The sequence below is a fragment of the Methanoculleus sp. DTU007 genome (genome assembly GCF_001512385.1).
GTDB lineage: Archaea > Halobacteriota > Methanomicrobia > Methanomicrobiales > Methanoculleaceae > Methanoculleus > Methanoculleus thermophilus.
This window is the reverse complement of record NZ_LFRO01000057.1, coordinates 1-22,985: the sequence shown is the minus strand read 5'-3', so window position 1 is coordinate 22,985 and position 22,985 is coordinate 1. Positions and strand designations below refer to the sequence as shown.

At 61.3% G+C, this 22,985-nt stretch carries 23 protein-coding genes and 2 pseudogenes; 9 read left to right on the top strand and 16 right to left on the bottom strand.

All coding sequences use genetic code 11. The features are described from left to right. Window positions 1-218 precede the first annotated feature (218 nt). From ACI94_RS06380 to ACI94_RS06360, 5 genes and pseudogenes are all read right to left on the bottom strand, one after another. Window positions 219-1,619, bottom strand: coding sequence for an NAD(P)/FAD-dependent oxidoreductase (locus ACI94_RS06380; RefSeq protein ID WP_224732825.1), 1,401 nt, complete (start codon window positions 1,617-1,619; stop codon window positions 219-221). Between the two features lie 59 nt (window positions 1,620-1,678). Next, the gene (locus tag ACI94_RS06375; RefSeq protein WP_353743247.1) at window positions 1,679-2,356 is read right to left on the bottom strand and encodes an SLC13 family permease; all 678 of its coding nucleotides are present in this window, start codon (window positions 2,354-2,356) and stop codon (window positions 1,679-1,681) included. Window positions 2,357-2,639: 283 nt separating this feature from the next. Beyond that, window positions 2,640-3,467 (bottom strand): annotated as a pseudogene (locus ACI94_RS11055) (SLC13 family permease); the annotation flags it as partial. Between the two features lie 81 nt (window positions 3,468-3,548). Beyond that, window positions 3,549-4,277: a YkgJ family cysteine cluster protein gene (locus ACI94_RS06365; RefSeq protein WP_066958620.1), complete on the bottom strand. Its 729-nt coding sequence runs from the start codon at window positions 4,275-4,277 to the stop codon at window positions 3,549-3,551. Window positions 4,278-4,357: 80 nt separating this feature from the next. Then, the gene (locus ACI94_RS06360; RefSeq protein ID WP_224732824.1) at window positions 4,358-5,065 is read right to left on the bottom strand and encodes a SagB/ThcOx family dehydrogenase; all 708 of its coding nucleotides are present in this window, start codon (window positions 5,063-5,065) and stop codon (window positions 4,358-4,360) included. 193 nt (window positions 5,066-5,258) lie between these two features. On the opposite strand from ACI94_RS06360, the gene ACI94_RS06355 reads away from it, so the two are divergent. Continuing rightward, window positions 5,259-6,194 (top strand): calcium/sodium antiporter, encoded by a 936-nt coding sequence (locus ACI94_RS06355; RefSeq protein ID WP_066958624.1) that lies wholly within the window; start codon window positions 5,259-5,261, stop codon window positions 6,192-6,194. Window positions 6,195-6,283: 89 nt separating this feature from the next. Beyond that, window positions 6,284-8,215 (top strand): beta-propeller domain-containing protein, encoded by a 1,932-nt coding sequence (locus ACI94_RS06350; protein WP_286681224.1) that lies wholly within the window; start codon window positions 6,284-6,286, stop codon window positions 8,213-8,215. Here the strand turns inward: ACI94_RS06350 and ACI94_RS06345 are convergent. Together ACI94_RS06345 and ACI94_RS06340 are read right to left on the bottom strand one after the other, a co-directional pair. After that, window positions 8,188-10,932, bottom strand: coding sequence for an HAD-IC family P-type ATPase (locus ACI94_RS06345; RefSeq protein ID WP_066958628.1), 2,745 nt, complete (start codon window positions 10,930-10,932; stop codon window positions 8,188-8,190). The two genes, ACI94_RS06350 and ACI94_RS06345, sit on opposite strands and share 28 nt — an antisense overlap. A 262-nt stretch (window positions 10,933-11,194) precedes the next feature. Beyond that, window positions 11,195-11,530, bottom strand: a complete 336-nt coding sequence (locus tag ACI94_RS06340) for a cupin domain-containing protein (protein ID WP_066958630.1) — start codon at window positions 11,528-11,530, stop codon at window positions 11,195-11,197. Window positions 11,531-11,632: 102 nt separating this feature from the next. Here ACI94_RS06340 and ACI94_RS06335 point away from each other — a divergent pair, with 102 nt between their 5' ends. Then, window positions 11,633-12,751 (top strand): TIGR04084 family radical SAM/SPASM domain-containing protein, encoded by a 1,119-nt coding sequence (locus tag ACI94_RS06335; protein WP_066958632.1) that lies wholly within the window; start codon window positions 11,633-11,635, stop codon window positions 12,749-12,751. A 78-nt stretch (window positions 12,752-12,829) separates the two neighbouring features. Then, window positions 12,830-12,994, top strand: coding sequence for a hypothetical protein (locus ACI94_RS06330; RefSeq protein WP_169795902.1), 165 nt, complete (start codon window positions 12,830-12,832; stop codon window positions 12,992-12,994). A gap of 4 nt (window positions 12,995-12,998) precedes the next feature. Here the strand turns inward: ACI94_RS06330 and ACI94_RS06325 are convergent, their stop codons facing one another. From ACI94_RS06325 to ACI94_RS06315, 3 genes are all read right to left on the bottom strand, one after another. Beyond that, the gene (locus tag ACI94_RS06325; RefSeq protein WP_273259039.1) at window positions 12,999-14,432 is read right to left on the bottom strand and encodes a response regulator; all 1,434 of its coding nucleotides are present in this window, start codon (window positions 14,430-14,432) and stop codon (window positions 12,999-13,001) included. A gap of 278 nt (window positions 14,433-14,710) precedes the next feature. Beyond that, window positions 14,711-15,286: a flavin reductase family protein gene (locus tag ACI94_RS06320; RefSeq protein WP_066958638.1), complete on the bottom strand. Its 576-nt coding sequence runs from the start codon at window positions 15,284-15,286 to the stop codon at window positions 14,711-14,713. A 97-nt stretch (window positions 15,287-15,383) separates the two neighbouring features. Further along, window positions 15,384-16,313, bottom strand: a complete 930-nt coding sequence (locus ACI94_RS06315) for a DUF475 domain-containing protein (protein WP_066958640.1) — start codon at window positions 16,311-16,313, stop codon at window positions 15,384-15,386. 118 nt (window positions 16,314-16,431) lie between these two features. Here ACI94_RS06315 and ACI94_RS06310 point away from each other — a divergent pair, with 118 nt between their 5' ends. Then, window positions 16,432-16,887 carry a CBS domain-containing protein gene (locus tag ACI94_RS06310; RefSeq protein ID WP_066958748.1) on the top strand — a complete coding sequence of 152 codons (456 nt, stop codon included), beginning with the start codon at window positions 16,432-16,434 and terminating at the stop codon, window positions 16,885-16,887. Window positions 16,888-16,934: 47 nt separating this feature from the next. Here the strand turns inward: ACI94_RS06310 and ACI94_RS06305 are convergent, their stop codons facing one another. The 5 genes from ACI94_RS06305 to ACI94_RS06285 all read right to left on the bottom strand — a co-directional run bounded on the left by ACI94_RS06305 (window position 16,935) and on the right by ACI94_RS06285 (window position 19,733). After that, window positions 16,935-17,393, bottom strand: a complete 459-nt coding sequence (locus ACI94_RS06305) for a YbhB/YbcL family Raf kinase inhibitor-like protein (protein WP_066958642.1) — start codon at window positions 17,391-17,393, stop codon at window positions 16,935-16,937. Between the two features lie 57 nt (window positions 17,394-17,450). Beyond that, window positions 17,451-17,918, bottom strand: coding sequence for a YbhB/YbcL family Raf kinase inhibitor-like protein (locus ACI94_RS06300; RefSeq protein WP_066958643.1), 468 nt, complete (start codon window positions 17,916-17,918; stop codon window positions 17,451-17,453). Between the two features lie 54 nt (window positions 17,919-17,972). Then, the gene (locus tag ACI94_RS06295) at window positions 17,973-18,464 is read right to left on the bottom strand and encodes a YbhB/YbcL family Raf kinase inhibitor-like protein (RefSeq protein ID WP_066958645.1); all 492 of its coding nucleotides are present in this window, start codon (window positions 18,462-18,464) and stop codon (window positions 17,973-17,975) included. A gap of 69 nt (window positions 18,465-18,533) precedes the next feature. Then, window positions 18,534-18,995: a YbhB/YbcL family Raf kinase inhibitor-like protein gene (locus tag ACI94_RS06290; protein ID WP_286681223.1), complete on the bottom strand. Its 462-nt coding sequence runs from the start codon at window positions 18,993-18,995 to the stop codon at window positions 18,534-18,536. A 33-nt stretch (window positions 18,996-19,028) separates the two neighbouring features. Further along, window positions 19,029-19,733: a phosphoribosyltransferase gene (locus ACI94_RS06285; RefSeq protein ID WP_286681222.1), complete on the bottom strand. Its 705-nt coding sequence runs from the start codon at window positions 19,731-19,733 to the stop codon at window positions 19,029-19,031. Between the two features lie 137 nt (window positions 19,734-19,870). Here ACI94_RS06285 and ACI94_RS06280 point away from each other — a divergent pair, with 137 nt between their 5' ends. The 4 genes and pseudogenes from ACI94_RS06280 (at window position 19,871) to ACI94_RS06265 (ending at window position 22,097) form a co-directional block, all read left to right on the top strand. After that, window positions 19,871-20,305 carry a ribonuclease HI family protein gene (locus ACI94_RS06280; protein ID WP_066958651.1) on the top strand — a complete coding sequence of 145 codons (435 nt, stop codon included), beginning with the start codon at window positions 19,871-19,873 and terminating at the stop codon, window positions 20,303-20,305. After that, complete coding sequence (tsaA, locus tag ACI94_RS06275) at window positions 20,302-20,760, top strand: tRNA (N6-threonylcarbamoyladenosine(37)-N6)-methyltransferase TrmO (protein ID WP_066958653.1); 459 nt, start codon at window positions 20,302-20,304, stop codon at window positions 20,758-20,760. Before ACI94_RS06280 ends, tsaA begins: the two co-directional genes overlap by 4 nt. Window positions 20,761-20,949: 189 nt before the next feature. Beyond that, window positions 20,950-21,778 (top strand): annotated as a pseudogene (locus tag ACI94_RS06270) (Mrp/NBP35 family ATP-binding protein). Between the two features lies 1 nt (window position 21,779). Then, window positions 21,780-22,097, top strand: a complete 318-nt coding sequence (locus ACI94_RS06265; protein ID WP_066958657.1) for a hypothetical protein — start codon at window positions 21,780-21,782, stop codon at window positions 22,095-22,097. A 237-nt stretch (window positions 22,098-22,334) separates the two neighbouring features. Here ACI94_RS06265 and ACI94_RS06260 read toward each other — a convergent pair. Continuing rightward, window positions 22,335-22,985, bottom strand: a 651-nt coding sequence (locus ACI94_RS06260; protein ID WP_394326384.1) for a glutamine synthetase family protein, incomplete at its 5' end; no start/stop codon positions are given.

The following is a 22,985-nucleotide window of genomic DNA, read 5'->3' as shown; positions in this document are numbered from 1 at the left end:
CCCCTGAAACCCCTCCCCCAGACGCGATAACCACTGGAAAGCCGTGGGCAAGCAGATGTGCCGGTGAAGTCCACGAATCCTCGGGTACAAGAAAACAAAATGTGATCACTCATCTACCCCTCGCTCACGGTGCTCGCCCAGACTTGCACTTCCGCCGCCCCTCAGAACCAGATGGCCTCTCAAATACTCTTCAGCCACACCCTGGGGCGCTGTCGCTCTCACTTCCTCACCAGCGGGTAGATCATGTGGATGATATCGTAGGTGCCGCTCGGGTAAGCCCACGGGATCGCGTCCAGCGCGAGATCGTCCACCGTCAGGTTATGCTTGATAGCGAGGGCGAATATGTTGATCACCTCCTCGACGTGAGGACCGATGAGGTGCGCCCCGATGACCCGGCGGGTCTCGCGCTCGACCAGGAGTTTGTAGCCGACGTGTCTTTCGCCGATGCTCCGGTTCGTGAAGCGGCCCGAGAGGTCGCCGGCGTTGACGGTGTATGAAATCCCCTTCTCCTTCGCCCGCTTCTCCGTGAGCCCGACGGACGCGATGGGCGGGGTTGTGAAGGCGACGCTCGGGACGACCGAGTAGTCCGCGGTCCGCACGTTCCCGCCAAGGATGTTGTCGACGACGAGGTGGGCGTCCATCACAGCCACCGGCGTCAGCTGCGGGCTTAGCGGGTTTGCGTCCCCGGCGACGTAGACGGCGGGGTTTGAGACGCTCTGGAGGTAATCGTTGACCACGATGCCCCGGCGGTCGGTTGCGACGTTTCCGGCCGCCAGATCGAGGCCCTCAATCATCGGGACCCGGCCGGCCCCGTGAACGACCATATCGGCTTCGAAGGTTTTCTCCTCGCCCTCTCTTCCGGCCCGCACCCGCAGGCCCGCTCCATTCTTCTCGATCGAGCGAAGCGGCATATTCGCCTGCACGTCGATCCCGATCTCCTTTGAGGCCAGCACCAGCCGCTCGACCACATCGGGGTCGAACCCCTTCAAGAGCCGCCCGCTCCGCTGGAGGATGGTCACCTTCGAGTTGGCCCTTGCTGCAACATGCGCAAACTCAAACGAGATATAGCCCCCGCCGATGAAGACGATCCGCTCGGGAAGCGTATCGAGGTAGAGGAACTCATCGCTCGTTGTGACCAGGTCCTCTCCCGGGACGTTCAAAGGATGGGGGCGGGCACCGGTGGCGATCACGATGTAGCGGGCCGTGACCGTATCGTTGCCGACCGTTACCCGGTTCGGCCCGATAAACCGTGCGAACCCGTGGTAGGTATGGATCCCCGCCTCCCGAAAGCCCTCCTCCTTCCGTCTCGGAATGGGGCCGGGGAACGTGCGTTCGAAAGCGACGAGCTCTGGCCAGTCGATCGAGACCTCGCCCGAGACCCCCCTCCCCTGCATATTGTGAACACGGGCCACTGTCGCGGCGGCACCGGCAAGCACCCTCTTTGGGACGCACCCCCGAAGGGCGCACGTCCCGCCGTAATCCTGATGATCCGTGATCGCTACCCGCATCCCGGCATCCCTGCAGTGCCAGGCGATGTCGGAACCGGCGACCCCGGTCCCTATGACAAGAAGATCGTACTCCCGCTCCATAGCGAGCACCCGGTCGACACAGAGTGGCATAAAGGTTTACCCGGGGCTACGAGGCCCCGAATGAGGCCTGCTGGACCCGGAGAAGAGAGTCAGAAGTAGAGGAGGGATACGAGGCCGACGGCGATTGCAATGAAGATGACCGTCTGAGCACCCCCGGCAAAGAGGTAATCGCGGGTTCGGTAATTCCCGGGGCCCATCAGGAGGGCGTTGACAGGATGCGTCGGAAGGAGGAACGAGTTTGAGGTGCATATCCCGACGAGGAGCGCAAGGCCACGCGGGTCGAGCCCGAGCGGATCTGCCATCACAACCGCGAGCGGAACAAGCAGAACGGTGGCGGCGATATTCGACATAACCAGTGAGAATGCAGTCGCAAGCAGTGCAATCGCGATGAGAATGAGAAACGTCGGGTACCCGGCGACCAGGTCGACAATCCGGTCGGCGATGAACCGGGCCGTCCCGGTCGTATCCATGGCGATACCGAGCGGAAGGAGGCCGGCTATCAGCACGAGCGTCCGCCAATCGATTGCCCGGTAGACCTCATCGATCGAGATGACGCGGAGGAGGACTATCGCGACCACGCCCGAAAGAAGGCTTGTCGCGATCGAGAGGCCCGTGTAGGTGAGTCCAACAGCGGCAAGAAAGCAGAGGACAGCAGTCTTTGCACCGCGTTCGCGAACCCCCGCCCGCCCCTCGATGGGAGTCACCAGAACGAAATCCTTGCTCGTCCCGAGTGCCTGGAGGCGCTCCCAGCGGCCGAGCACGATCATCGTATCCCCCGCCTTCAGGGGCAGGTCTGCAAAGTTCGTTCTTTGCTCTTTCGTCCCCGAGAAAAAAAATCAGGACCTCGGCGCCATAGGTCACCCGGAATTCAAGCTCCCGGAGGGTCTTACCGATGATCGGGGCGTAGGGGCGGACGATCACCTCAGCAAACCCCACGTTCGGATCGGTCATGATGTCTGCGGAACTCTCCCCCGGCCGGACCCACTCAAGCCCGAAATCCGCCCTGAACCGTTCAACGTCACTGTCCTGCCCGAGAATGCCGAGCTCCTGCCCGGAGGCAAATCGAGTGTACCGCCACGGCGTATAGAGGACCTCACTCTCCTCGGTAAGAGATATGAGATGGAGGTTGTAGCGCGAGATCATCCGCACATCCTCCCGCGTTTTCCCGACGAGAGGGCTTTTTTCCGGGATTCGCAGATAAAAGATGCGTGAAGGGGGTTGCCAGGTCCGGATCAGCTCCTCCTGCGGGCTCAGGTCGGTCCTCTCGCGCCTGGGGAGGAGGCGATCCCCAAATAAGTAAAAGAGTGCCACCCCGGAGAGAAGGAGCGGCAGACCGATGGGGGTGACCGCAAAGAGCCCGAAAGGCGGATATCCGGCCTGCTGAAGGAGGTCGTTGAGGACGATGAGGGTGCCGGCTCCCACCATGCTGATGGTGCCGCCGAGGGTCGCGGCGTAGCCTACGGGAAGGAGGAGGCGTGATGCCGGGATCCTCGTCAAGGATGAGACTCGCAGGAGCGAGGGAAGAAAGACGGCGGTGGCCCCAACGCTCTGCATGAAGGCCGAGAGCCCGCCGGCGACGAGGGATGCAGCGGCGGTCAGCCGGCGCTCACCGGTCCCGGCGAAACCGACGATTGCACGGGCGATCCGGATGGTCACCCCGGTCCGGTCGAGCCCCCGCCCGAGGACCATCACCGAGAGCATTGCAATGACCGCGCTGCTCGAAAAGCCGGAGAGGGCCTCTTGCGGTGTGATGAGCCCAAGCCATGTGAGCGCAAGAGTCACGAGCAGCGCGGCCACATCGACCCTGACGATACCGGTGACGAAGAGGACGGCAGAACCGATGAACACCAGCAGGGTGAGGAGGATCTCGGTCTCCATCGGGCAGACTCGGGCCTGGAGAACAGAAAAAGGTGTGGGCAGGACCAAAGAAGGCCGCAAGGGGACCTGGAGATTAGAGGGTTATAAGCCGTCGTAAATCGAGCGGGTGACCCGGTGCGGCTCGAAACGTCCCCGGTGGAAGACCCGGACCTCGACCTCGACGCCCTTCTGGAAGTCCCGCATCCCAAGATCGTAGGTCCGCTGGACATGCCGCAGTCCTTCACGGGCAAAGAGATCCCGGAGGGCTTTCCTGAACCGGATCGCCTGGTCGAGAAACGCCGCCTCGTACGCCCGGGTCTCCCGGGCAATCCGGAGGCACTCGGCATCATCGATCGGGTTGTTGTAGCAGCCGTGCTCGTTTAAGCCGCTGATCTGGCGCCAGTCCACGGTACCCGTCTCATCGGCCTCCCGGTGGAGCATGTAGGGGTAGATCCGGCATATGGCGAACCGCCGGTCGTAGATGGTGCACCTCCTCCCATCCGAGAGGAAGATGCAGGAACCGTCGGGCTTCGTCTTGAGGGCGTAGCCCATGACGTAAAAGTGTCCCTGCTGGTCGCAGGCATCGAAATCGGGTGCCGGGATGACGACATCTGGTGCAAACGAGCGGACACTATCGGTGTCCTCCTCGAGCAAAAAGACGTGCCCGTTGAAGTCACGGGTGCAGCAACGGCCGCAACATTCGCAGGAGAACCCGACATCGCGGATGATCTCGATGAACTCGTCCTCCGGAAACGCAAGAAGTCTTTCGTATTCTGCCTCAAGGGCAACGATCTGTTCGTCAAGCGTGAACGTAAACGAGCACCCTCCCATCCATCGTCCCAGACGTTCGTACCGGGACTGTTACCTGAGATCTATGACGGGGAGGGGGATATGCCCTTCGGCCCGCCAACTTAAACCTTCCTCCCCACCGTCGCAGCGTAGATCAGGAATTGCTCTTCACCGTCGAGTCCGAGGAGCCGGTTGATTGCCGCGTCGTCGAAGGCGCCGATCGCACAGACCCCGCACCCGATACCCGATGCCGCGAGGTAGAGGTTCTGGCAGACGTGGCCGGCATCGAGGTGCAGGTAGCGGTAGCCGCGCTCGCTGTAGCGCCACGTCATCCGGCCAGGGACTGCGATCCAGAGAAAGGTGACGGCGCTCTCAAGGATATGCGGCTGGTTCAGGAAGGCTGCAGTCACATGCTTCGGGAGGCCCGGGTCGCGCGACTCTTCGGCAAGGCGATGCTCGAGGGCCAGGTAGCGGTAGAGCCCGGGAGGGACGTCCTCGACTCGGTTGATCAGGAGGTAGGTCTCGAAGGCGTGCCGGGCGCCCGCGGACGGGACCGTCCGGAGGGTGAAGGCCCCGTCGACCACCCTCCGGACCCCCTGGGTGCACCAGAGGAGGAATGAGAGTTCGTGGAGTGCAAGCGGCTCCGGGGCATAATCCCTGACGCTTTCCCGCTGCTCGATCGCGTCACGGAGATCGATTGCAGGAAGAACAATATCCTCCGGTGGAGGGAGCGGGATGAATGCTCTCCCCTTCGTGTACGGGACTTCGAGCGGCGGCGGCGGACGGCCCAGCATCTGGTCCAATGGCGGCAGGTTTTCGTGCTCCGTCATCCGCATAAACTCCTTTCCCGCTTCCGAAAGGGTTCGGAGACTCCGATAGGGCATACGGGCCTTATGGCAAGAGATGACATAATATTTTGCCAATCACACGACCCCGAGTTCTAGACAGTCGTCCGCGATTCGAATCCGGAAACGTATTAGGAGAACTCCGACCAACTATTACCACCGTACCCGAGGCACTCCCATGATAGTGACCGCAATTATGCTCATCGTCGGCCTGGCCCTCCTCGTCAAGGGCGCCGATCTCTTCGTAGGGGGCGGAAGCGGCCTCGCACTCCGATACAGTATCTCTCCGGCCCTGATCGGATCCACGATCATCGCGTTCGGCACATCGCTTCCCGAGCTCGTCGTCAGCACGAACGCCGCGGCTACAGGAAACACCGGGATCGCCCTCGGGAATATCCTTGGGAGCAATATTGCGAACATTGCCCTCGTTCTCGCGCTCTGCACCCTCATCCGGCCCGGAATGATTGCCGCATCTGGAGCATCGCGATCGGAACTTTTCCGGCACACCGTGCTGATGCTCGTGGCCACCGTGGCGTTTGCGCTCCTCGCTGCGAGAGGCACGCTCGACGCCCTTGCCGGGGCAGTGTTCCTCACCCTCTTCGTGATCATCCTGTACTTCCTCATACGGGAGGGGCGTGAGGAGGAAGACATCGAGATCAAGTCTCACGGGTGGGCCGATATCCTCTACATCGGACTCGGCCTCGCCGCGGTCATCATCGGGGCACAGCTCGTCGTCGACGGTGCTGTCGCCCTCGCCGAGGCCCTCGGGGTCCCTGCGTTTGTCATAGGTCTCTCGATCGTCGCCGTCGGGACGTCGCTGCCTGAACTTGCGACATCCCTCATGGCCGCCGTACGGAATGAGGGGGCCATCTCCATCGGCAACATCCTCGGGAGCAACATCTTCAACCTCCTCTTCATCCTCGGGATAAGCCTTCTCCTCGCCCCGGTCACAATCGGGTCCGCGTTCGACATAGTCGCGGTCGTCCTCTTCTCGGTTGCGATCCTCCCCCTGATCTTTGCCCGACCGGGCATTGTCCGGGGCTGGTCGATCGTCCTGCTCATCGGCTACGCCGCCTACATCGCCTGGATCTTTGCGACCGCGCCGGTCGCATGAGGTGGTGCCAAAACTCCGAAAAAATTCGTAGGTTACACAAACCTGATACCTCCCTGCGTCTATCTTCCTTCATTGGAAGGTGGACGGTTATGGAGAACTGGAAACCGGCAATCGTCGTCGCCCTCGGCTGTCTGGTCGTCGCCGCGATCATCGGGACCGCCCTCGCGTCGGAAGAGGACGGGGCGGAGATCAGGGGCGATCTGATCAAATTTGCATCGAAAGAGGAGATCAAGGCGTTCTTAAAAGAGAACGCGCAAGGCAGCTGGCGCGATGGCGGGTACCACCGGGCCACCGGCGGCGTCGCGGACGAGGCCGGGGTGAATCCCCCGGCACCGATGGCGACGGCCGCTCCGACTTCGCAGGCCCGCGACTACTCCACGACGAACGTGCAGGTGGAGGGCGTGGACGAGGCCGACTTCCTGAAGAACGACGGGAAGTATATCTACATCATCTCGGGGGAGACGCTCACGATCGTTGAGGCGTTCCCGCCGGAGAATGCGAAGATCATCTCCGAGAGCAGGATCGACGGGAGCCCGAAAGCGCTCTTTCTTGCCGGAGACCGCCTGGTGGTCTTTGCCACCACAACAGAAGAGAGAATGACCACCGTAGAAGGGAGCGTAACCCCGGTCCCGGTCTGGCGGACGGTGACGCACGCCTATGTCTACGATATAAGCGACCGAGAAGATCCAGAACAGGTCCGGGACGTGACCTTTAGTGGCGACTACTACGATGCGCGGTTGATCGGGGACCACGTCTACGCCCTCACGCGGGAGTCCCCGGTCTGGGTGCGGGACGACATACTCCTTCCCGAGGTGAGGACAGGCACTGCGGAGCCCATCGTGCCCGACGTCTACCGGCCAAAGACCCCCCTGCAGAACTACATCTTCTACACCGCAGGCGCCTTCTCCATCCGGAACGATACCGGCACGCCGGACGCCGAGACCTTCCTGCTTGGCTACGACACCACACTCTATGCGTCGCAGAAGAACCTCTACATCGGCTACCGCAACCAGGCCCCGGTCTCCACCGGCGGCCCGGCAGGGATCGCGGTGCCGCCGGTGGAACCCGGCACCCGCGACCGGACGCTCATCCACCGGCTCTCGATTGAAGGTGGAGAGATCGATTACCGGGCGATGGGCGAGGTCCCCGGGCATCTCCTGAACCAGTTCTCGCTCGACGAGTATGCCGGCAACCTCAGGGTGGCGACGACCGTCGAGGGCTGGACGCGGGAAGGGACAACTCAGTACAACAACGTCTACGTCCTCGATTCCACAATGAAGACCATCGGGGCGCTCGAGTATATCGCGCCGGACGAGCGGATCTACGCCGCCCGGTTTGCCGGCGACCGGCTCTACCTTGTGACGTTCAAGCGGATCGATCCGCTCTTCGTCATCGATCTAACCGACCCGAAGCGCCCGGGCATCCTCGGGGAACTCAAGATCCCCGGCTACTCCGACTACCTCCACCCCTACGGCCCCGACCACATCATCGGCATCGGCAAAGAGACGAGCGAGAACGAGTGGGGCGGGGTCTCGGTCGCCGGCCTCAAGATCGCCCTCTTTGACGTCTCGGACGTGAACAGCCCGACCCAGGTCGATAGCGTCGTGATCGGAGAGGCAGGGACCGACTCCGCGGCCCTCCACGATCACAAGGCCTTCCTCTTTGTGGAGGATAGGCAACTCCTGGTCATACCGGTGAGCGAGATAAAGAAGGTCGAGAACCCCTCGTCGCGCTATCCCGGATCATATGCCCTCGAAACCTGGCAGGGTGCTTACGTCTACAGGGTAAGCCAAAAAGACGGATTCACGCTTCTCGGTAGGGTCGCCCATGCCGAGAGCGGATCCCCGTACTCCTGGTACACACCCGACGCGGTGCAACGGTCGCTCTTCATGGACGACACCCTCTATACGATCTCAATGAGGAGCATCGTCATGACCGACCTTGCCGACGGCAGCCGGATCGGCGAGGTCCTCCTCCCCTACCGCGGGGAGGTCTACCCGACCCCGTACCCGGTCTGGTGAACCGGAGAGCGGTGCTTGCGGACCGACTTGAAGATCTCCATCACGATCACGACCGAGGAGGCGAGGGCAAGCAGTACAAGCCACTCGACCGGGGAGACCGGCTGCACCTGGAGGACGTCCTGGAAGAAGGGGATGTAGAGCGCGAGGATGTGGATCCCCTGCGCCGCAATGACGCCGGCGATCAGGAGGTAGTTGTTGCTGATGGGGACGCGGAACGCCGACCGGTATTCCGACCGGCAGTTGAAGACATGGAAGTTCTCAAAGAGCACCATCAGCAGAACGAGCAGATTTCTGGCTGCAAACTCGTCCCACCCGTTTGAGATGAGCCAGTACCAGACGCCGAGCGCGACGAGCGCGATGACCGTCCCGGAGATGAGCACCTCTTCTATCATCAGGCGGTTGAAGACCCCCTCCTCGGGTCGCCGCGGCGGCTGGCTCATGACGCCGGGCTCGCCTCGCTCGAACGCCAGCGCGACATCCTGGATACCGTTCGTCACTAGGTTCAGCCAGAGGAGCTGGACGGCAAGGAGAGGGAGCGGGAGACCAATCAGGAGGGCGAGCATGAAGAGGAGAACCTCCGCAAACCCGGTCGAGATCAGGAGATAGACGACTTTACGGACGTTGTCATATGCGTAGCGCCCTTCCTCGATCCCGGCGACGATCGAGGCGAAGTCGTCGTCTGTGACAATCAGAGACGCCGTATCCTTGGCGACGTCGGTTCCGGAGCCCATAGCGACCCCTATGTTTGCGCTCCGGAGCGCCGGCGCGTCGTTGACCCCGTCCCCGGTGACCGCGACGAACGCTCCGCTCTCCCGGTAGGCCTCGACGATCTGGAGTTTCTGCAGCGGCGTCACACGGGCAAAGACCCGGGCGCCCCGGACGCGGTCGATGAACTCAGGCAGGGTCGTCACATCGGGGTCGCCGAGTTCCGCGCCGGTGACGACCTCGTCGGGGGAGTCCGCAATCTCGAGTTCCCGCGCGATGGCGAGCGCCGTTGCGGGGTGATCTCCCGTCACCATCACCACGTCGACCCCGGCGCTGCGGCACCGGCGTATGGCATCGGGGACGTCGGGCCGGATCGGGTCGATGAACCCGACGAGACCGAGGAGTTCGAGGGGAGGGATCTCCGGGTTCTCCGCGGAGATCTCTCCCTCCACCCGACCATGAGCCACGGCAAGCACCCGGTATCCCCTGGAGGTGAGGGTGTCGTGCTCCTCCTGCACACGATCCGGATCGAGCGGGATGCTGCCACCCGGTCCGGCGGCCATGGTTCGACAGAAGGGGAGGACCGTCTCGGCGGCCCCCTTGACCGCCACCCGGACCGCCTCACCCTCCCGGTACCAGACGGCGGCATACCGGCGCTCGGACTCGAAGGGGATCTCGGCGACGGCAGGCGCACCCTCCCGGATACCGGCAGGATCGAGTCCCAGTTTGTAGGTGAGCGCAAGAAACGCCACATCGATCGCATCGCCCCGGTAGGTCCAGCCCCCCTCGTCGGTCCGCTCCAGCACAGCCTCGTTGGTGATGGTCGCAGCCCGGGCCAGGCTTTCTACCCGGTCACGGACGGAGCCGGTTACCGGGGCACCGTGGATATCGAGGACCTCTCCCTCACCCGCGTACCCGGCACCCGTAACCGAGATCTCCTCGCCCGTGGGTAGAAGAACTACCCGGGCGGTCTGCTGGTTCACCGTGAGGGTGCCCGTCTTATCGCTCGCGATCAGCGTGCAGCTCCCGAGACTCTCCACAGCGGCAAGATACCGGACGATGACGTTGCGCCCCGCCATCCGTGATGCTGCAATCGAGAGCGCGACGGTCAGGGCGACCGGCAGCCCTTCGGGGATCGCCGAGACCGCGAGCGCGACGGCGAGGAAGAAGACCTCGAACGGGGGCATCCCCTGGCCGAGGACGATGATCGCAAGCAGTCCGGAGGCGACAAGAACGGCAAGGCTGATCTTTTTGGAGAAATCTTCCATACGGATGACGAGGGGGGGTTTTCCCGCCTCCGATGCCGTGACCGTCTCGGCGATCTGCCCAATCTCGGCATACTGGCCGGTCGCGACCACGACGCCCATCCCCCGGCCGGTCGTGACAGTGCTGCCGGCATAAAGCATATTTCGGCGGTCGGCCAGAGGCGCTGATGCGTTTATGGGATCAGGGTTCTTCTCGACCGCGTGGGACTCACCGGTCAGGAGCGACTCATCGACCGTGAGTGAGCGTGCCTGTATGACACGAATATCGGCGGGAACGCGGTCACCCGCTTCCAGGACAACCCGGTCGCCGGGGACCAGGTCTTCCGCCGGGACGGTCACCTCCCGCCCGTCCCGGCGCACCCGGGCATGAATCCTGAGCATCTGCTGGAGCGCCGTTGCGCTCCGTTCCGCCCTCACCTCCTGGAACGTCCCGATGGCGGCGTTGAGCAGGATTACCACGAAGATGAAGCCTGCATCCGTAACATCGGCAAAGAGGATGGAGATGATCCCCGCCGCAAGGAGCACATAGATGAGCGGGCTCATGAACTGGCGAAGGAAGACCTCCAGCACCGTCGGGGGCCGCTTCTGCGGGAGGGCATTCTCCCCAAAGATCCCCCGCCGACGGGCAACCTCTGCATCCGAAAGACCCCCTGTCGGGGATTCGAGCCGTTCGGCTACCTCGAATGCCGCAAGAGCGTGCCATGCCGTCGCGCGGGATTCGTCCGGGGTTAGAGAGGACCGATCCATTGTTGTGGTGCCATCATGTGCGATCACAATGCTGTGCGCCGGTGCTGCGGGATGAGATCGGGCGGGTGCACTGTGGCCTCGCCTGCAACCCCGCTATGCAGCTCTTCCCGGCGGATACCCGCCGGAGCAGGCCCGGGAAGCTGCCGCCCTTTCTACATGAGCGAGGGAGAGGAGACTGTTAACGCGGCCGATGGGGGTGGAGGCCGGGGGAGAGACAGGTCTCCAATCTATAAAAAATTGCAGGCAGCGATCTACGAGGGAATCAAGCGTGAATCATTGTCAGCATCATCTTGAACTGCGTGACGGCGTGGACCGCGTGGGGAATGTTTGCCGGCATGATGATCAGTTGGCCCGCCTTCATCGGGTACTCCTTCCCCGCGATGGTGATGAGGGCCTCCCCGTCGATGACCTGGAGGACAGCGTCGTAGGGAGCGGTGTGCTCCGAGAGGCCCTCGCCGGCGTCGAATGCAAAGACCGTGATGGTGCCAGCCTTGGTGTAGACAAGCATCCTGCTGACGATCGATCCGGGCTGGTAGGCGACGAGGTCGCGGGGGTCGATGACCTGCTCGGTGAGTTTCTCTTTCTTTTCTTTGGACATATGAGTCTCTTCTCCCTGCAGGGTATTCTGTCTTGCGGCCCATGAAGGGGCTGCATCCTCACCTTTTTTCCCGCCCGGCCTCCAAACAGTAAGGGACCACGAGTGTACTACCATCTCATCCTGACCGACAACTGCAACCTCTGCTGCACCTACTGCCGCGGGAAAGCCTTCACTGTCGAACCGCCAGATCTCCCCGAGATCGCCGTCGATGAAGACCTCCCGGTCGACCTCGATATCGATCTTACCGATCTCTACCGGTTCCTCGCAAAAGACCCCGAGGCCGTGCTGACCTTCTACGGCGGGGAGCCCCTGCTCGCCGTCGACCGCGTCCGCGAGATCGCCCGCGACGCCCCGGTATCTGCGCTGATCCTGCACACGAACGGCACACTCTTAGACCGTCTCGATCCCGCGACCGCAAACCGATTCGATACGATCCTGGTCTCGATCGACGGGCCCGAGGAGGTCACTGACGCCCACCGGGGAGAGGGAACGTTCCGCCGGATCATGAGAAACCTCCGCGCTCTTGCGGCGGGAGGATTCTCTGGCGAGGTGATCGCCCGGATGACCGTGACCGAGGATACGGATATCGAGGAGGCTGTCCGCTATCTATCGGCAAACGAGTATTTCTCGTTCCCTGCCGTCCACTGGCAGATGGACGCAAACTTCTGGAACGACTATGAAATGCGTGACTACGCCTCCTGGGTTGAGAAGAGTTACAACCCCGGCATCCGGTCGCTTGTCGGGTTCTGGGTCGAGACGATGCGGACCGAAGGGAAGGTGCTCCGGTGGTATCCCTTCATGGACCCGATGGAGGATATGCTTCGCGGGCGGCCAAGCATGCTCCGGTGCGGATGCGGCCACTCTAACTACAGCATCATGACCGACGGGCATATCGCCCCCTGCCCGATCATGGTCGGGATGAAGGACTACTACGTCGGGCATATCGCCACCGCAGACCCCCTCCACCTCCCGGTGATGGACGTCGGGGGGGCCTGCACGGCATGCGATATCCACGACTTCTGCGGCGGGAGGTGCCTCTACTCGAATATCACCAACCCCTGGCCCGAGGAAGGGCGACGGATCGTCTGCGGGACGGTGAGGAACCTTCACTCGGCGCTCTCGGAAGCGCTCCCGGAGATCCGGGCCCTCATCGATGCAGGAAGAATACGGATGGAAGACTTTACCCACCGCAAATACAACAGCTGCGAGATCATACCGTGAGAGGGGATCACCCAGCCAGAACCCCATCCACCGGGGCAAGATTCATCCAACCAAAAAGACGAGAACGCTAAGAAGATCATGACGACCATCGGCCTCATCCTCTGCAGAATCGGGCTCCACCGGTGGGGCAGAAAACGCGGATACGACGAGTACTCCTCAAACGTCATCGAGTGGGAGCAGCGGTGCGAGCGCTGCGGGAAGAAAAAGCGGTGGGTCGAGGTGAAACGCGACCGGCGGCGATGACGGCTCAGACGCCGGCATCCCGGACCCGCCAGCCGCCCTTTGGGACCAGGATCTCGAACCGTGCACCCTTCCCAAACTCCCCGGTCTCGCGGATGGCGATCCCGGTCGTCTCCAGGATATCTCGCACGAGGAAGAGGCCGAGACCGGTGTTCTTCCCGAAACCTCGCAGGAATATCTTCTCCTTCTCGCCTGGCGGGATCCCCGGGCCGTCATCCTCGATGATGACGGCAAGGCTGCCCTCCCGACGGGAGCAGCGGATCCTGACCGTCGGGGCCGGACCGGCATACCGGGCCGCGTTCTCAAGGAGGTTGTAAAAGACCTTCCCAAACATCGGATCGGCATAGATCTCAACCGCATCCACCTCGGTAAGAAGAGTGAGACCGGGGGTGAGGGCGGCCGCCGCTTGGATCACGCACTCGCGAAGGTCCTGGTACTCCGGGGCACGGGTTCCCAGATCCTGGTAGTCCTGGGTGAATGCAATCTGGCGCCGGATGAACTCAATAGCCTGCTCCTGCCTGTCCATGTAACCAAGGAGGTCCGGATCGGTTATCTGCTCCCTCATGAGCCCCAGGTAGCCATGGAGGATGGTCAGCTGATTGAGGATATCGTGCCGGGTGATCCCGGAGAGCAGGTGCATCTTCCGGTTCGCGGCCATCAGCGCGGCTTCCGTCTGCTTCCGTGCGGTGACGTCCCGGACGATGGCCTGCAGGCAGGGCGGGCCTTTCACGTCCAGCCGGCTCACGCTCATCTCCGTATCGTAAACTCTCCCGCTCGGTGTGGTGATCCGCCACTCGAAAAACTGCGGCTCTCCGGCATACGCCGCATCCATCTTGGCGATAGCGCTTTCCAGTGCCGGAATGCCGTCGGGCTGGGTGGGACTCGAGAGTTCCCAGGGGGTCTTCCCGATCAGGAACTCTCTGGTACAGTGAAATGTTTCAAGGGCTTTTGAGTTGCAGTCGGCGAACCGGTATCTCTCGAAGATGAATATGGGATCGTTCGCACCTTCAAAGAGAGCGCGGTAGCGTTTCTCCGAGTCCCGCAACGCCTGGACGGCCTGCCGGCGCTCTATTGCCTGCACGACCTGATGCTCGAGCTCGGCAAACTGTGATCTCGGGTCCCCCCCTTTCTGAATGTAGCCGTCCGCACCGTGATTGAGCGCCTCTATGACGACTTCCTCGCGGCCGCGCCCGGTAAAAAGGATGAACGGGAGATCGTGAAATTGCTGCCGGATCTTCTTCAAGAGTTCGATGCCGTCCATCTCCGGCATCTGGTAATCGGCGATGACGGCATCAAAGGTCCCCTCACCGAGCAAGCCCAGCGCCTCCCGACCGGAGAGCACCGTCTCGACGGCCAGCGCGCCCGAACGTTCGAGGTATATCCTGCCGACATCAAGGAGCGCCGGATCGTCGTCGACATAGAGTATGGAATACCGGACCATCTATAAGGCTTCCAACGTTCAGTAGTTCCCGGGCAACCAGATAATACTTATCGGAATGAATAACGACGCTAAGGTGATATTTCCGGCGTCCATCACAGATAATGCTTCTTCTGATAACCGACGATTTCTGAAACGAACCGAGTACCTGGCATTATACGAAATCGTTCCCGGCGCAGACGGCCTACCGCCCCTACCTGCTCCCGGAAAGCCCTGAAAAGAACATCTCTGCCCTGCAGCATCCAGGCGAGCCGGAGGTATCGCTTGAGGCGAAAAAATAGTTATTTCTTGAGTTCTTTCCCCACCGAGAAGGCCTTTGCGAGCACGCTGCCGAACCCGTAATACTCCTGGCGCATCGAGTCGTAGGCAATCGGCCGGATCTTTCCGATATCAGGCTTACCGTCTTCTCCAAGGACGCTCTCATCCACCTTCACATCCAGGATCTCGCCGATGAACTGGGTATGTACGCCGATCTCGACCGTCTGGAGAAGCCGGCATTCGAGGACGACCGGGAACTCACCGACGTAGGGCGCGTTCACCAGGTCGCCCTTGATCGGGGTTAAGCCCGTGGCAGCAAACTTGTCCGTATCCCGACCGGAGGCGATGCCAAAGTAGTCCGCCTCCCGGACGTACTCCTCAGATGGTATGCTGATAGTAAACTCGCGCTGCTCCATCAGGTTCTTGTAGGTCTGCCGGACCTTCTGGACCGAGACCGCCACCGCCGGAGGGTTGGAAGAGCATATGCCACCCCATGCAGCCGCCATCGCATCGGGCCGGCCATCTGGGCCGTATGTCCCGATGATCAGATCTGGATGAGGGTAAAGGAGAGTCCGTGGACCAAATGAACGCTTCGTCATGGGAATACGGTTCGTCTCCAGACCCGGATAAACCTTTTTCTAGAACTGAATCCGGCGCACCATACCAATGTGATAAGAAAAGAGGAGGTGGATCAGGTCATGCGGCGCCTGCAGAACCCCCCTTCTGCTCTTGGACCGAACGGAGGAGGAAGAAGCCGACGATGGCGAATGTCGCTATCGGCGAGAGCCAGGTGGGAATATGGAATCCGAAACTGTCCGCGAGCATGATCGTCCCGAGCACCAGGATGGAGTACATTGCACCGTTCTTGAGGTAACAGAAACTCCGGATCCGGTCGATACCCCGGATAGTCAGCTCCCTGACCACAAAGGCCCCGATTCCGTTCCCTATCAGGATGAGGGGGACCGAGAGCGTGAAGGCAAACGCCCCGATGACGCCGTCGATCGAGAAGGTCGCATCGAGGACCTCAAGGTAGGCGAGTTTCGAGACGTCCGACATCCCCGACCCTTTCAACCGGGCTTCCTGCACCTCGGCGTTCTGCCTGAATCCGTGTACTATGAAGAAGATTGTGGACCCAAGCACCGCCGCAAAACCCATCATGGTGTTGATCTGGAGGGCGAACCAGACTACCGCAGCAAGCAGGATCGAGGCAACGGCATAGAACCAGACGGCCTGCCGGGAGAAGAACGCCTCGGTTCGGAGACAGCAGTTCTTCTCCTCCGCAAAGAGCCAGTGAAAGAAGAGGAGGACAAGGAACATTCCTCCAAATATCAGAAGGATCGGGGAAGACTCCTCAATCGCGGCCACGACATCAGGATCGCTTGAGAAGGTCGCAAGCAGCGCGCCCATGGGCCCGAGCGACGGATTGGTCGCCCAGACGATCACCCACGGCAGGAGCCCCCGGATTACGAAGACCGCAGCAATCAGGCCCCACAGAAGAAACCACCTGCGGGCCCGCTCGCTCATCGTCGCAAGGACGTCCGCATTGATGATGGCATTATCAATGCTTGAGACCGTCTCAAAGACAATGAGGCCTGCTACCGTCAGAATAATCAGTAACCAGTCCATTCTTGTGTAGTAGGATCTATTCTCGATCGTATATAAGAAGAGACCGGGCCGGCTGAGTATGGGTTACGTTCATATATCATACCCGCATGAGTCAGTCGTCGTTAAGGAGGATACAGATATGGGACTTGTAAAGTGTTGCCGTGAGCAGGTCGTCGCCGTCTCACTGGACACGCCGGCGCTGGAGGTGGCGAAGGTCATGGGTGAGAAGAATGTCGGAAGCGTCGTCGTCGTCACCGGTGATAACCGACCTGCAGGCATACTCACCGATCGCGATCTCGCAATCCGGGTTATGGCACAGGAAAAGAATCCGGGCGCGGTGCGGGCAGAAGAGATCATGACCGGGAACGTGATCGCGTTTCAGGATAACATGGGGATCTATGAGGCCATCCAGAAGATGACTGATGCAGGCATTCGGAGGATGCCAATCATCGACGATGCCGGAAAGTTAATCGGGATCGTCACCATGGACGACATTATCCGCATGCTTGGCGAGGAGATGGCGGCTATCGCAAAGAACATCGAGAAACAAAGCCCACCCCCACAGAAACTGAGCGCCCCCATACCACCCATGTGAAGGGGGATGCCACCTCCATTTTCGGAGGGGAGGCAATAGATCCTCCCCTAGCCGAAGGAGAAGACTATAGTCTCCCCGCTCTGGTTTATCGACCCCTCCATCGCGCGGATCATATCCTCCCAGGTCGCACCGGGAGAGAGCGCAAGATCGAGGTCGAGCGCATAGACCCGGAAGAGGTACGCCTCGGCCTCCCCGGCCCCGGGACAGGGCCCACGGTAACCGATGGTGCCGAAATCGTTCGTTCCCTGTACTGCAGGGAGCGGTGACTCCACCACCTCTCCTTTCGGGAACCCTTCGGGGATCCGCGGAACCGGGGGAAGGTTCCAGAGAAGCCACGCCACCTTTGACGGTCCATCCTGGGGGCTCGTCGTCGCAAGGAGTGCAAGTGATTTGATGTTCGGGAGGATCCCTTCGACCCTGATTGCGGGGGACCGGTTCCCTCCCTTACAGGTGTGAACCGCCGGGAACTCTTCAAAATCCAGTTTTACTACCAACTTCTGTTTCATACCTGGCTCCTTTAGCACCTACCTTCGAGAACCATGTTATAAATATGGTGCGTGCGGTCACCGGGAGTACATGGCGGCGGTCTCGCCGAACCCGAGGACGTGCCCCCTCATGGCATCGATGAGGTCGTGCTTGTTTGCGCCGGGCGCGAGGTCGAGCATATCATCAAGCCCGTAGACTTTGAAGAGGTAGCGATGCGTCTCACCCCGAGGCGGACAGGGGCCCCGCCACCCGACGCTCCCATAGTCGTTCGTCCCCTGGACGGCATTCACCGGAGTCGTCACGACGCCCTGCTTGGGGATGCCCTCCGGGATCAGTGGCGACGGCGAGAGGTTCCAGATGATCCAGGTTGTAAAAGAGCATCCGGGTTCGAAGGGGTTCAGCGCAAAGACCGCTATCGAGTGCATCTCATCCGTTAGACCGCGGATCCTCAGTTCAGGAGAGAGATCGGCGCCATCGCAGGTGTTCCAGATGGGAAACTCTGCCGAACGGAGAGAGACGACCAGTGTGGCAACTCTGGAGGTCATACGGGAGTCTTCCGCACAGGAGAATGAAATAGGTTGCGGAAGACCACAAACGCCTCAGACCCGGCGCCCGGCCGGGGGTCTGATGCCGGAGACGGTTTTGCGCTCGTAGATCGCCATCGCCTCACCGTACTCGGTCGCGGCCGTCGCGAGCGCCCCCACAAGTCGGGTACGATCAACGCCGGGAGGGAGATCGAGTTCCCGCTCCACGCCATAGACCCGGAAGATAAAGCGGTGCGGCGCACCCTTCGGCGGACAGGGACCGCCGTAACCGGTCCTCCGGAAGTCGTTCATACCCTGGACCACAGAGACCGGATGGGAGAGTCGGGGCTCCTGTGGGATGCCCTCCGGAATCTCATCGGTCGAAGGGATGTTCCAGGCAAGCCAGTGGGTGAACGTGCCCCGCGGAGCATCGATATCGTCCATGATGACCGCAAGGTAGGGGGCTTTCGACCCGAGAACCCTTATCCTTGGCGAGATGTCCTCCCCATCGCAGGTATGCTCCGGTGGAAACTCATCAAAATCGATCTTTATGGTCAGGTTCCGCATACTCGTTACCTTCTGGGCACCCAATGGGAAGATTCGTATATACCTGTTACGGCAGATGGGGGATCGGGTCTAGCAGCGGGGCGGCATTTCCTCGCTCGATCTCCCATAAGCCGCGGCAGCCTCGCCGTACTGCCGGATGACATCCCCCATTGCACGCCCTAGAGCGATCCGATCGGCTCCTGGAGGCAGGTTGAGGGGGGCATCAAGTCCGTATATCCGAAAGAGATAGCGGTGCGACTCTCCTTGAGGAGGGCAGGGGCCGGTGTAGCCGACCTTTCCGGAGTCGTTCGTCCCCTGGACTGCCGTAATCGGTTCCGAGAGGATGCTCTCCGTCGGCAGGCCCTCAGGGATCCTCTCCGCGGCCGGGATGTTCCAGATAATCCAGTGGGTGAACGCACCTCGCGAGGCGTCGGGGTCCTCCATGACGATTGCAAGATACGGCGTCTTCACACCGAGGATCGTGATCGCAGGGGACCTGTTGGCGCCGTCGCAGGTATGCTCCACCGGAAAGACACCGAAATTCAGTATCACCGTTAAAGGCTCCATCGCCATACTCCACATGCATCAGAAGAGCCCCATGTCCCGGGCCTGGATCAGCAACTCCTGCACCTCCTGGTCGGAGAGATCGTGCCACCGCCCGTACGCCTCCGCCACTGCAAAGGTGCGGCCGGTCCTGATATTTGGACAGACAACGAGGTCCGCCTTCCTGGCGATGAAATTGACGGCGTGCAGTGAGCCGGTAGGGACCGCCACGACGATCGTTTTGGGCGACTCGGTCCGGGCCGCCTCGATGGCCGCAAGCATAGTATATCCGGTTGCGAGACCGTCGTCGATCAGGATCGCGGTCCGGCCTTCGAGGTTCGGAGCCTCTCGGCCGCCGGAGAACCTCTCTACACGCTCTTCCACACTCTTTCTTGCCCTCGCAACAGCAGCATCCACTTCTGCTTCCGAAAGGCCGAGCCCGGCCATGAGAGCACGATTCAGGAAGACCCGCCCGTCCCAGGTCACCGCACCGAACCCCGCCTCCGGGTTCCAGGGGAACTGCACCTTCCGGACCACCGCCATGCGGAGTGGGGTCCCGAGCGCCCGCGCCACCTCAAGCCCCGGCGGCACCCCCCCGGCCGGGATAGCACAGACCACCGGTTCGACGATCATCTCGAGCGGCGAGAGGAACGCCGCAAGGCGCCTTCCGGCGTCAGTCCGATCTTCAAAGACTCCCAACCGGTCCCGCAGCGAATTATCCTCAATGATCCTGCCCATATCCAGCATACGCCCCAGTATTGCAATAGGATATTAACATCTTTTGGTGGCTGATTTCATCCGCCGGGAGAGCGATATCAATAACTCCACAAAGATCGATGATCACGGCAGATGGTGCGGAGAAGATCTGACCGGGAGGAGCATCCGTGACGACGAGAGATTCAGTGAGGCTGTACACCGATGGCGCATCGCGGGGCAACCCGGGAGATGCCGCCTGGGCATACGTGATTGTGAAAAACGGCTCGGTTGTTGCCGGTCGATCGGAGTATATCGGAACGGCCACGAACAACGTGGCCGAGTACCATGCTGTCATCAACGGTCTTTCCGCCGCACGGGAGTTCACCCGCGAGAGAGTCGTCGTCAGGTCGGACTCGGAGCTCATCGTCCGCCAGCTCACCGGGAAGTACCGCATCACCAAAGAGCATCTTGCAGCCCTTGCAGACGAGGTGCGGCGTCTGGTTCGCGAGTTTTCAGAGGTCAGGTTCGAGAGTGTTCCAAGGGAGCATCCCTGTATCCAGGTCGCGGACCGCCTCTGCAACGAGACGCTTGATGCCGAGCAGCAGAGGAGACAAAGGCAATGACGACGGTCGAGTGCGTCCCCATCGGTTTCGTCCGCTCACCCTATCGGGTCAGGGGCGACGCCCCACGCCAGGGGCGCCTTGTGGATACCGTCGCGGAGATCCACATTTATGACGCGTATCTCCCGGGACTAGAGGATATCGAGCGGAGCAGCCACCTCATCGTACTCTACTGGCTCGATCGGGCGGAGCGGGGACTGCTTCGTGCAACGCCGCCGGGCGAGACCCGGGAGAGAGGAGTCTTTTCGACCCGTTCACCCGCCCGGCCGAATCCGATCGGGCTCGGGATCGTTGACCTGGTCCGACGGAACGGTGGCGTCCTGGTCGTCAGGGGACTCGACGCCCTGGACGGCACCCCGGTCCTCGACATCAAGCCCTACTCCCCCGAGATCGACTGCATCCCCGGGGCGACCGGCGGGTGGCGGATCAAAAAGGAGGCAGGGTCCGGGGCGGCATAGGCAAGGCCGTGCCCCCTTATGATCAAAAGAAATCCCTGCTTTCGGACCGACCCCATACCCGAAACAGCGGTCCCGGGCAGAACAGGATTATTTGCCATCATCTATACCTTTTTGTGGCTTTTTACCGTTAATATATAGTAGCTTTAGATCCTTCTCTAGAAGGATACTATACCGCAGAGGATACTTCCTATGACTCAGACAAACGAACCCAATAAGGAAACCTGTGCCGGGAACTGTGCCAGCTGTCCATCAGCGACCGGGTGCAGCGACCAGAGAAACACGGGCGCCCCAAGAGACCTCCCGCCGAAAGCCAAGATGAGTGTAAAGCATGTCGTTCTCGTCCTCTCTGGAAAAGGCGGGGTCGGCAAGAGTACGGTCTCGACGAACCTCGCCTACGCTCTTGCCAACCGCGGCTACAACACCGGTCTGATCGACCTCGATATCCACGGCCCGGATATCCCGAAGATGCTCGGCGTCGAGGACGCCCGTCTCCAGTCCTACGACGGGAAGATCATCGAACCGGTCAGGATCACCGGCAACCTTGCGGTCATCTCCATGGCGTTTCTGCTNNGACGTCAACTGGGGCGACCTCGACTACTTGATCGTCGACCTCCCGCCCGGCACGGGTGACGAAGCGCTCACCGTCGCCCAGCTCGCCCCGAATATCGCCGGCGCGGTCATCGTCACCACCCCGCAGGACGTTGCGATCCTCGATTCGAGCAAGGCCGTAGAATTCATCAAGAAACTCGATCTCCGGGTGCTCGGGATCGTCGAGAACATGAGCGGATTCATCTGCCCCCACTGCAAGGAGGAGATCGACGTCTTCGGGAAGGGCGGCGGAGAGAGAGAGGCTAAGAAACTCGGCGTGCCCTTCCTCGGCGCCATCCCGCTCGACCCCGAGATGCGCAAAGCTGCGGACGAAGGAAGACCCTTCATCATCCGTCGGGCCAAGGACAACCCCACCTGGAAGAGTTTCGACGCCATCATGGAAGCCCTTGTGAAAGAGATCGAGGAATAAGATGGATTATCTGCGGATTCTCGCCGGACAGGAGGAACCCCTCCCCATATTCTCGAAGGTCACCGAGGCCCTTCTGAACTTCGAGGAGTTCCCCTTCCTGCTTGAACCCGTCTACCGTGAGGCCGCTGAACTTGGAGACGAAGACCTCGACCGTCTCCGATTCGGCCTCGTCCGCCTGCAGGTCTATGCCGACATCCACCGCTACGAGAATATGGAGGCAGCCCAGCAGATGAAGTACGTTGCCACCGTGCTCGAACGGATGATCTTCGGGAGACTCCTCCTTGAAGGGGATGAGGCGGGCAATAAGCAGTGCTGCTAGCCCGCCTGCCCCCAGGATTACTAATACCTTCTTTTTCTTGATGCCGACGCGGCGTCACGCAAAGACTCCAATGGAGACCCCAACAGTCATCCACCACATCACACGGCTTCGCGTGAGATTTGGCCACCCTCTATGTATTATAGACTCACGCGGAGAGCGATGAATAAAACTCCGGTGTTTGAGAACCCCTGGGTGTGAGAACGAGAAGGGGCTTTCAGAACGGGTCAAAAAAAGGGATCAGTATGTCGCCAGGTAGCGATCAAGCTCCCAGGGGTGGACCATCGTCCTGTAGGCATCCCACTCGGCGTTCGTGACGTTCGTGAGGGCCTCGACGACGTGCGGACCGAGAGCCCTGCAGATGAGGTCGTCGGCGAGCAGGGCCTGATGTGCCTCGGCGAGATCGCCCGGCAGGGTCTCGATCCCGGCGCGTCTCCGCTCTTCGGGGGTCATGTGATAGATGTTTTTATCGACGCCGGCCGGGGGTTCAATCTTCTGGCGGACACCCTCCATCCCTGCGGTGAGCATCGCGGCAAACGTGAGGTAGGGGTTGCAGGTGGGGTCGGGGCTTCGGAACTCGACCCGGGTGCTGTTGCCGCGCGGTGCCGGGACCCGGACCAGGGTCGAACGGTTGCTTGCGCTCCAGCTGACGTAGCAGGGGGCCTCATATCCGGGGACGAGCCGCTTGTAGGAGTTGATCGTCGGGTTCGCGACCCGGGTGATGGCCCGGGCGTGTTTGAGCAGCCCGGCGATGAAGTGCATGCAGGTCTCCGAGAGCTGGAGGGGGGCGTCCGGGTCGAAGAAGGCATTCACTCCGTCTTTTGCAAGCGAGCAGTTGGTGTGCATCCCGCTCCCGCAGATGCCGTAGATCGGTTTTGCCATGAAGGAGGC